Annotated in this window: 11 protein-coding genes; 8 read left to right on the top strand and 3 right to left on the bottom strand. The window is 61.3% G+C overall.

Annotation, left to right across the window (positions count from 1 at the left end):
- Positions 1–240 precede the first annotated feature (240 nt).
- From AC1EJZ_RS07265 to AC1EJZ_RS07255, 3 genes are all read right to left on the bottom strand, one after another.
- Positions 241–714: a peroxiredoxin gene (locus AC1EJZ_RS07265; RefSeq protein ID WP_092648661.1), complete on the bottom strand. Its 474-nt coding sequence runs from the start codon at positions 712–714 to the stop codon at positions 241–243.
- 108 nt (positions 715–822) lie between these two features.
- Complete coding sequence (locus AC1EJZ_RS07260; RefSeq protein ID WP_480294414.1) at positions 823–1668, bottom strand: ABC transporter ATP-binding protein; 846 nt, start codon at positions 1666–1668, stop codon at positions 823–825.
- A 32-nt stretch (positions 1669–1700) separates the two neighbouring features.
- Complete coding sequence (locus AC1EJZ_RS07255) at positions 1701–2591, bottom strand: ABC transporter permease family protein (RefSeq protein ID WP_480294413.1); 891 nt, start codon at positions 2589–2591, stop codon at positions 1701–1703.
- Between the two features lie 147 nt (positions 2592–2738).
- On the opposite strand from AC1EJZ_RS07255, the gene AC1EJZ_RS07250 reads away from it, so the two are divergent.
- The 8 genes from AC1EJZ_RS07250 to AC1EJZ_RS07215 all read left to right on the top strand — a co-directional run bounded on the left by AC1EJZ_RS07250 (position 2739) and on the right by AC1EJZ_RS07215 (position 9856).
- Complete coding sequence (locus tag AC1EJZ_RS07250; RefSeq protein ID WP_480294412.1) at positions 2739–3890, top strand: tyrosine-type recombinase/integrase; 1152 nt, start codon at positions 2739–2741, stop codon at positions 3888–3890.
- Between the two features lie 415 nt (positions 3891–4305).
- Positions 4306–4503: a helix-turn-helix transcriptional regulator gene (locus tag AC1EJZ_RS07245; RefSeq protein ID WP_480294411.1), complete on the top strand. Its 198-nt coding sequence runs from the start codon at positions 4306–4308 to the stop codon at positions 4501–4503.
- A gap of 430 nt (positions 4504–4933) precedes the next feature.
- Positions 4934–6232, top strand: coding sequence for a hypothetical protein (locus AC1EJZ_RS07240; protein WP_480294410.1), 1299 nt, complete (start codon positions 4934–4936; stop codon positions 6230–6232).
- Positions 6233–6371: 139 nt separating this feature from the next.
- Complete coding sequence (locus AC1EJZ_RS07235) at positions 6372–6665, top strand: hypothetical protein (RefSeq protein WP_480294409.1); 294 nt, start codon at positions 6372–6374, stop codon at positions 6663–6665.
- A gap of 559 nt (positions 6666–7224) precedes the next feature.
- Entirely contained in the window at positions 7225–8442 is a 1218-nt protein-coding gene (locus AC1EJZ_RS07230; protein WP_480294407.1) for a relaxase/mobilization nuclease domain-containing protein, read from the top strand.
- A complete protein-coding gene (locus tag AC1EJZ_RS07225; protein ID WP_480294406.1) occupies positions 8426–8935 on the top strand; it encodes a hypothetical protein in 510 nt (169 codons plus the stop codon). The genes AC1EJZ_RS07230 and AC1EJZ_RS07225 overlap by 17 nt, the downstream gene beginning before the upstream one ends.
- Before the next feature lie 394 nt (positions 8936–9329).
- Positions 9330–9638 (top strand): ArsR/SmtB family transcription factor, encoded by a 309-nt coding sequence (locus AC1EJZ_RS07220; protein ID WP_005882021.1) that lies wholly within the window; start codon positions 9330–9332, stop codon positions 9636–9638.
- Positions 9635–9856: a hypothetical protein gene (locus AC1EJZ_RS07215; RefSeq protein ID WP_480294404.1), complete on the top strand. Its 222-nt coding sequence runs from the start codon at positions 9635–9637 to the stop codon at positions 9854–9856. The genes AC1EJZ_RS07220 and AC1EJZ_RS07215 overlap by 4 nt, the downstream gene beginning before the upstream one ends.
- The last annotated feature ends 28 nt before the right edge of the window (positions 9857–9884 follow it).

Below are 9884 nucleotides of genomic sequence, written 5' to 3'. Positions count from 1 at the left end.
CCCGGCGCTGAAAACTCACCGCCGCTTGGGCATGACGCTCAGCGCCCGCCACCTGACAGTCAACCGCATCATGCGCCTCATCAAATTCATCCACACAACGTATATACGAGTTTGCACGTCATCCCGTCCATGAAACACACGTCACACCTTCAGCCGACACGCGCACAGAGCTGTCGCGCCTCGTTTGGGACACGGGCACCTGCCCTCCAAACCTGCAGGCGCAGACCGTCGCTGTACGACTCAGTCGATGCCGAGTTCCCTGCGCAGACGCTTGACGTGACCTGAAGCCCTGACGCCATATTGTGCAAGGGCAATCGTGCCGTCAGGGTTGACGACAAATGTGCAACGTTTTGGTCCCAGAATTTTGCGGCCGAAACTCATCTTTTCGCCAAAGGCCCCATAGGCGTCGATCACGGTGCCTTCCGGATCTGACAGCAGCGGAAATGTCAGTAACTGGTTTGCCTCGAACTTTTCCAGCGCCGCCATGTCATCCTTGCTGATTCCGACAACCTCATAGCCTGCCCCCTGCAGCGAGGCCAGCGAGTCACGAAAATCGCACGCCTCGGTAGTGCATCCGGGCGTGGACGCACGCGGGTAGAAGTACACCACCACGCCGCGTGCAGCACGAGCCAGCATGTCAGTCAGTGACACAGTGCCGTGCGTGGAATCCAAAGTGAATTCAGGAGCCTTGTCCCCCACCTTCAGTTCAGCCATGGCAGCCTCCTCATGTGTCCGCCGTATTTGTCCGTCGTCATCCACCACTGTAGGTCACGCCCGCTGCGAGCGCTCATGAAGGAACCATCCTGCCGTATCACGGCAACGCTAGAATCCTTTGGACTGCAACCATCTCATCAATTCACTTGTCCTGGCCGCCTGGTAATCATCCCGGTCAGCCGCGTCGCCCTCGTGCCTCCTATCGAGTTTCCTGCTGTCGATGGCATCCACGATCACCCCGTCACGCAGGTAGACGATCCGGTCCGCGCGCGCAGCGCACATCGGGTCATGTGTCACCATGACAATGGTGGTGCCATCCTGATGTGCTTCCTCAAGCGCTTCCAGCACCTCACCGGTCATGGAGGTGTTCAGCGCACCGGTTGGCTCGTCAGCGAACACGATCGATGGCTGGGTGGCGAGTGCGCGACAGATGGTGGCGCGCTGGAGCTGTCCCCCGGATACCTGGGTGATCTCATGATCAGCTACTGCGCCAAGGTCGAATCGCTCCATCAGTGCGTTGACGCGTTCCTCGGCCGCCCTCGTCCCTGACCGTCCGGCAGCTTTCAAGGCGGGCAGCGCAATGTTGTCGCGAATCGTAAAGTTCTTCAGGAAGTGCGCCTGTTGGAAAACGAAACCCATCTCATGTAGGCGCACGTGGCTCATCTGCGAGTCGCTCAGCTCGGTGAGCTCATGCCCTGCCAGTTCGACGGAACCGCCGGTGGGTCGATCCATTCCGCTCATGCAATACAACAATGTGGACTTCCCCGAACCTGACGCCCCCATCACGGCCACGAACTGTCCGCGCTGCACCTCCAGGTCGATGCCTCGCAGCACCTGCGTGGGCGGCTCCGTCGTCGAAAAGGTCTTCGTCAGGTCCTTCACGCGCAGCAGCGTCTGCCCCGCCTGCTGTGTGTGACCTGCAGGTTCGCGCGCTTCCATATGTCGTCCTTTCATTGGCTCTTTCATTGACGAGGGAGGCTGCCGCCTTATCTGAGCCATTGACTTCGATCCGTTCGTCTCAAACCTGCCAAAACCACCAAGGCGCCTGCCACAGCAAGCGCAATCATGATCAGCGGGTACAGGCAGTAGACGATGAGGGGGCGGACAATGAAGGTGAGTCCTGCCAGTCCCATGCTGGTTCCCAGGAAAGCACCGACGAAGTACTGCCCAAGCGTCGCGCAGAACAGGACACCGCAGACGATGCCCAGCACACAGCTCACCACGACTTTGATGCGTATCTGCACGCTGAGTTCCTTCCAGGAAAAGCCCAGAGCCGTATAGATCCCCATGATGTGCCGGTCTTTCTTCGTGTGCAGGCGCACGAACAGCGTAGTGATCAGTGCAGCGGCAGCGAATCCGAAAACGGCGGAAACCAGTGACGCCATGCTCAGCCCGCCGGTAATGTGACTGAGGGTCTGCTGAATATATTGGCGCATCGCGATAATGCTGGCACCCGGGTGTGCCTGGCCGTATTCCTCTGCGAGCGCGCGTGCTGCAGCCTCGGCCGACATGCCGTCTGGTAGTGCCTGCCTACTGAGGTGGGCAAAGATCGTCCACCTGGTGTCGGGATTCTCGCCGGTGGCTGCGCCATCGCCGTCTCGTGCGCCGCTTTCTGACATGCTGGCGGTGTGCTGGATTTTCGCGGTGTAGCCGCCGCTGGTGACGTCCTGGTAGATTCCACTGACTTGTAGGTGCTGCTCGACACCGTTGCGGCGCACGGTCAGCAGATCCCCCACGTCTGCGGACAGTTTGCGAGCATTGAGTACACTCAGTGCGATCTGCCCGTCTGCTGGCGCGGTACCGCTGGCGAACTGCATCGTGGTGTTCGAATAGTCGCCCGCATCGGCGCGCAGAGTTTCCCATCCTCTCTCGCGCACGTTCGGCGTACTCCGCCGATCTTGAGAAAACCCCGCTACGGCGGGGTTTTCTCGTATCACCGTACATGCCAGGAGATGACACGAGATGACTAGAAATGACTTTGAAGTGACGCATATCTGACGCGCGTCACTCGGGAGGCGGGCAAGATGACACAGAAACGAGGGTTTGGAAGCATCAGCAAGCAACGGTCGGGTAGATACCGAGCGAGGTACACCGGCCCGGACGGGACATGGCACAACGCCCCACATACCTTCATCAACCGCATGGACGCTGAAGCGTGGCTTGCCGGTGAGCGCCGTCTGATCAGTGAAGATCGCTGGTCGCCACCGGCGGACCGTAAACAAGCGGCCCGCGAGCTGGGTCCCACGTTGCAAGAGTGGTGTGAGCAGGCTGTTGAGGCGCGGTGCCGTCGGGCTCGCAAACCTCTCAAACAGACCACGGCGGACCTCTATCGCAAGGACCTTCGGCTGTACGTGGTGCCCGTCCTCGGCTCCAAGAGGCTCAAACGCTTGACTGAAGCCGACGTTCGGTCGTGGTGGGTGGGTCTGGACCCGTCGCGTCCGACAGCCAACGGGAGGGCATACGAGACGTTGAAGTCTTTGCTCGATGATGCTGTGCATGACGGGGTGATCGCGGTGAATCCGTGCCGGATCAAGGGTGCTGGGCGTCCTGAGCCGGTGAACACCGGTGAGTCGTTGAGTGTCGATGAGTTGAGTCAGTATTTCGCCGCCGTTCCCCAGAAACGCCGGGTCATGGTGATGGTGGCGGCGCTGTGCGGGCTTAGGTCGGGTGAGGTGCGTGGGCTGCGCCGCTGTGACATCGACCTCGACTCCGGCGTCCTGCGGGTTCAGCAGGCGGTGAAGCGGGTGCGTGTGGACGATCACTCGTGGGGCTGGGACTCCGACCAATCGTTGAAGACCCGCGCGGCCTCGCGGTCGGTGGCGATGCCGAAGGTCCTGGTGGCGGCGCTGCGTGAGCATCTGCAGGCCTCCCCGATGAACGGGAAGGACGGTCTGGTGTTCCCCGCTGGGGATGGCGTGAGCCCGCTGAATTCCTCGGTGCTCGACGCTGCCCACCGCAAGGGGCGTGAGGCGCTCGATCGTCCGAAGCTGCGTATCCATGACCTGCGGCGGACGGCGGCGACGATCGCTGCTCAGGGCGGTGCCACCACCAAAGAACTCATGCGCATGCTCGGTCATACGACGCCGAACATGGCGATGCGGTACCAGACCGCCGATGATCAGCGCGACCTCGAACGGGCTCGGCGGCTCGACGCTCAGTTGGTGGGCGCGATCTGACCAATCTGATTGGACCCTCGGACGTGGGTGTCCGGGGGTCTTTTCATGTCTTTGCACGGCTTGACGTGGCTTGACTGCTGTGTATAGAATCGCGGCAAGTCTTCATAGCACCGCGATCGCAAGGTGATAGAAGAGGGATAACCCCGAGGGTGGAGGCGATCACCGCGACCATCGCCCCACGGCGTAGCGCGCCGAACGGAGTAGCGACCGGCAAATCCTCCGACGAGAAACAGAACGCGTAAGTCCCTGCTCGGCAGGTGGGGCAGCTAGAGAGGCTGGGTTGAGGGGTAGCACCCCTTGTAATGCAATGGCGGGCGATGCCCGCTGGCGAGCTGCGCACGGTACTTCACACCGCCCAGATGACAAGCCGGGAAAGCATCCCTCTCCGGACAGTTGAACCTGTCTGGAGACTCTCATGGCTGAAATTGCAGCCCGCTATATCTCTCTCGAAGACGCTGCCCTCTATCTCGGCGTTTCAGCTCGTACTATCCGTCGCCGGATTTCCGATGGCGTGATCAAGGGCTACCGGATCGCTGACTCTCGCACCGTCCGCGTCCGCGTTGACGAACTCGAAAGTCACATGGTCAAACCGCTGATCGGCGGTGATCTGTGATGAGGTGTGACACGAGCTGTGACACGTGCGCGTTTCTCGTGTCACAGCCGAAAACGCTGGTATATCAGGCTTTCTCGATCAACCCCCAAAACGCTGTGACACGAGCGATTTCTACGTGTCACAGCGGAAACGCTGGTATATCAGCATTTGCTCCATGTTGTGACACATGTGACACGTTTTTTGGAGACTCTCCTTATGCGTGTGTGTGCGTGTGTACGCATTATTCTGTACCTTTTGTACCTCGCCCTCCCCGTCACAATCACGAAACGCTGATATACGGGCGTTTGCGCCGCGCGCGGGGGCGTCATACACAGTGGAGTTCAGGTACAGATCGCCCTGTACCCGTTGTACCTTCTGTACCCATTTTGGGTACAGATTCGACCTCAACGCTTGCACTTTCTGTACCTCATGCCACTGGGGGGTGGTGGCGATGACCACGCCCACGCGCGTCTACCGATTCACGCAGCACGTCCGGCACCCCGAAACTGGGGAGCTGTTGTGCTCGTTCGATCGATTGAAATCGGAGCTGAGCGAGCGTCGCACGATCAAGAAGTGGGCCGTGATCCTCCACGACGAAGACGCCGCTGAAGATCACGTTCAAGGTGTCCTGGCTACGGAGAAGGACATTTCTCCCGAGACCATCGCCCGCTGGTTGGACTTGCCGGATCGGGCCGTTCAGCGGGTGCGTGGGGGTCGGGCCGGGTTGGTGGACTGCCTGCGCTACCTGACCCACGAGGACCCCTACCAGCACCAGACGTTGGGGAAGGTCCGCTACCCGGATGACAAGGTGCATTCCTCGCCCGGTTGGGACTGGCGTGCCGAGGTGAACGAGCTCATGGAACGTCGTTTGTCCGGCGGCTCGGCCCGTGGTCGTTCGAAGTCACTCGCAATGGCCGTCACGAATGGCATGAGCGTGCGTGAGGCGGTGCGGCGTGGGGCCACGTCGTTGAACGCGTTACGTCGAAACCGTGCCGCGTACCTGTTGACCGCACCGTTGCCGCCGATGCGATTCACCTACGCCGTTACCGGGCGTGATTCTGTCCTCCGCGACACCATCGCGTTGGGTCTGGCGCGGCAGTTGGCGGGCGATCCGGCGGGGGTCTGTGAGCTGCCTTTCTCGGCGGATGAGTACGACGGTGAGCGTGTTCTCTTGTGGCGGAATCTCGCCCGTCCAGAAGGCCAATACATGCGGGGTTGGGACAACCTCGATGTGGCCTCGCTGTTCGCGCTGTCGCCATCGCCTCGTCACGTGCCAACACGATACGGAATGACACAGTTCGTCCACGATCACTTGGTGGTCAGTGGTGAGGATTTCGAGTCCGTGCAACGTCGGTTGCAAAGGTGTCTCTACTCGCTGTCCGAAGTGGATAAGTTGATGGGTGTCACCGATCCAGACGCCGAACGAACCTCGTTCCTTCATCTGCCGATCCGTCTGCCGTTCACGAACGACACACTTTCCATTCACGTGAACGCGGCGGTGATCGGGGTCGGGGATTACCGGGAAGTCGAGGCTCTGGGGAACTTCCGACTGGGCCTCGTGGACGCCATGAATAAGGCGCGTCACGTCCAACCACCAGAAGCACGCCGTGAACTTGAAGGTCAAATTCTCGCTCGTCAGTTCGCCCCGGTGAACGAAGCGCGTGAACTCATCGCCAACGAACTCACGGCCTCGACGGATGATTTCTCCGATGTCCTGGACGGCCTCGGTGAACGAATCTGTGAGGGGTGATTTCGGCCCCCTGACCACAGGCCGGTGACCACCGGAGCAGCGGTGCGATTCACGCTCAAAGTAACCCATCAGCCCAACCACAACGTACCTGGCCAACGCCAAATTGGTAACCAATTCTCTACCTGAAGGAGACTTGAACATGACCCAGAATCTCAAGGATCAAATCAAGGAAATCGAGACCCAGCGCGACACCATGAACGAGCAATTGAGGGACCTGCGTCGGCGTCAGCGGTGGCAGGAATCTCACGCCGCTGAGGTGGACGCTGCGGTGCTCGCTGAGGTCGTGAAGGCTGACCCGAACATGGCCGAGTGGGTCAATGGTCTGCGGTCCGAGACCTCCGATCGCATGTACGCGGCGTACGTCGATGAGTGCGATGCCAAGCGTGCGAAGGGTACCGACGCGGCAGCGTCGAACGGTGGTGGGCAGGCATGACACGGTACGTGTTGCGGGACCACCGGACGGGGGTCGAGGGGGCCGTAGGCCCCCCGCAAGCAGCGGTGGAGGACCGAGGCGCTAGCCGAGTGTCCGACAGCGTTACTGCTTGCTGCGCACCAGATGTGCGAGGTACCTCACGCGCGGTACCTCGGGACCCTGCTCCGGCGGCTCGGTCTGCGAGCCGTCGGAAAGGGTCCGGTCATCTTGACGTCCGCTGCGACGATGCCACGCTCGCCGCTGTGCGGCGGCGTGCTCGTCGGCAGGGCGTCACGGTGTCCGCGTGGGTGAGGGCCGTCGTCCGGGACGCCTTGGACGCTCGACGGACCGACGAGATCGACGCGGCGGTCGCGGCTCGGGTGTCCGAGCTTGCGACCTCGGCGTCGGTCTCCGACGATGCGGTCGTCCTGGCGAGACAGATTCGACCGTTGGCCGTCAATGTGAATGATCTCGACCGTCGGGCGCGGGCCGGTGAGCCCGTCCTCTTGGGGTCTGAGGGTCGTGAGTTGGTTGAGCTGTTGCGTGAGGTCCGTCAACTCCTTGGTGATCGGACCGCCTCGTGAGCACCAGCTTCTACGCTCCGAGCCGGTCGGCTGCCAACACAGAGAGGTACGTCCGGGGTAAGGGTGATGATCGCGCTGTCGCCCTCACCTCGGACGTACCCGGTCCGCCGGGGGCGTTCGCGGCTCGTGCGCACGCGCTCGCGGTGCAGCACCGTCGTGAAGTGGAAGTGCTCACCTACCGGCAATCCTTCGGGCCGGAGTTCGACCGCGACGACCGCGACGACATCCAACGTGCCAACGACCTCGGCTACGAACTCGCCAAGCGCATGCACCCGAACTCGGACGCGATGATCGTCACCCACACCGACGGCAAGGGCGGGAAGGTCCACAACCACATCCTTGTCATCAACCACGACCGCCAGACCGGTAAGGCGTTGTCCCAGTATCGAACTTTCCATGACCGACCCGAGCGCGGTGGTCAGATCGGTGTCAAGGGGGTCAACGATGAACTGATGCGTGAGCATGGTCTGTCGGTGGTGAAGGTTCCCCAGAAGGCTCCGGCGGATTGGGAGCTTCGCCGTGAGGACTTCGCCGCTGGTGGTCTGGACCGTGAAGCCGGTGACCGGTTCTACGAAGCGCTCACCGACCCGCGCTGTGTTGACCGGGAAGCCCTGTTCGACCTCATCGAAGAACAGAACCAGATGGTCCGGCGGCATAACAAAGACAACCCTGACGACCTCATGCCGACCATGCGGATTCACTCGTCCGCGTCCAAGAAGTCCGGGAAAGAGACCTGGACGCTCTACATCCAAGACCTTCGGGGTGAGGGCAAGCGCTCCGAGCACCGCGCCCGCACCTCGCGCCTGTCGAAGCAGTTCACACCTGAGGGTGTCGAGGAATTCTTCGCTGCCAACCGAGAACGAGAGAAGGAGACCAACAACCATGTCGTCACTCGACAAACTCAGGGAGAAGGAAGCTCCCCCGCCCTCACCCCCGTCCGGACCGTCTCCAGAGATGATCCTCCTTGTGAATCAGATAACCGACGCGCTGAACGCGTTGATCGAACAGGTGACGGAGCTGCGGGAGAGTTTGCGCGTTCAGCTCGACATGCCGCGCTCCGACAACATGCAGCCCGTCTTGAACAGGCTCGACGAGATCGAGAAGACGCTGAACGCCTTCGCCAGCGCTCTCGACGGGAAGCAGCTACGCGAGTCAGCCCGCCTGATTTCGAAAGAAGCTCAACGGAATCACGCGGGTATGGTCTCGGGGATTGACCGTCTGACCCGTCAAGCCGACGAGAACCAGAAGCTCAACTCTCAATCCATGAACGTGGTCGCCCGGATCGAGCAACGCGCCGCCTCGTCGATCGACGCTGCTGCCGCGCGGGCCGGTGAGGTGATCGGTGAACGGATCACCGCGAACCTCGACGCCGTGAACGAACGTGCTGAGGCGATTACCGAGCGAGCCGAACGGATCGACTCAAGGCAGGCGTGGTTAGCCGCTGCGGCGATGGCCTTGGCGCTTCTGCCGGTCGCGACGGTGGTCGCCGGGGTGTGGATGTTGGTTTCAGGTCTCGTCGCGGCGTTCCAGTGGGCCGGGGGTGCGATCTCGACCTGGGGGACGGTGGGGCGGTTCTTGGTCGCTGGTCTGGGCACCGCTGGTGCGGTGGCGGCATTGATCTGGTGTGTTCGTTGGGTGTCCGGTGTGATCGGCGTTTGGCGTGACCGGGGGATGCCTGACTGGCCGCGCTGGCTGAGGCGACGTTGACGCGACCAACCTGACGGCCCCCATGAACCTGAAGGATAGGAACAGAAGGAACAAAACGCCGGATAGCGAGTAGGAACACGAGGAACAAAATTGGCGTCGGTCGGACCTGAACGGCGCACATGACCAGTGGGCGGGAGTCCGGTCGGTGAAATGTCTCGGAAATCGCAACCGGGGCCGCCTACCGACTGCTGTTCGGCACAACAGCGGGCCAGGGCACCCGACCCCATGAGGTCGACCCCTCCCGTACTCGCCGGCGGTGCAGGCCGGCCCGCAGTCCGACCGGCCACCCCGGGTGAGCAGCCAGCGTCTCCGCCAGACCCGGCAGAACTTGCGCACCGCTGACTGTAAGCATATACTTACACCTGACATCGTTCGATTACGATACGGAGGAGTGATGGACGCAGCACGGCTCGCTCAGATGCTCAGTGCTCTCGGAAGTGAGCCTCGGTTGCGAATTATCGCCTCCCTAGAGACGGAGTCGACCCATGTCAGTGAGCTGGCCCGCCGACTCGGGATGTCTCGGCCACTGCTCTACCAGCACCTCAACCGCTTGGAAGCTGCTGGACTCATCGAGAGTGGCCTGGAACAGCTCGGAGAGAGCCGAGTGAGGAAGCACTACTGGGTCGCTCCGTTTCAGCTTGAAGTAACTCCAGACCACATTAGGCACCTGATTAATCAAGAACAGAAAAGGGAATCTTCGTGACACTTACCGCTACCGTATTTCTTATCATCCTCGCCGCCGCACTACCACTCGCGGTCTTCGTTGTTCTTACCGTCTGGGTGGTACGCACCGTCACCAGCGCACGACGCGAAACGGCGACGGCGATCGATGGTTCAAACCAACTCATCGTGGAGCACCTACGCAACATCACCGAGCGGTTGGATCGGATTGAGGCCCAACTCAGCGAGATCCCCGAGTAATCAGGCTCTTCCGTTTTTAGAATGCATT

This window comes from Pauljensenia sp. C0170B5 (genome assembly GCF_056590195.1).
This window is presented reverse-complemented; position numbering and strand designations above follow the sequence as displayed.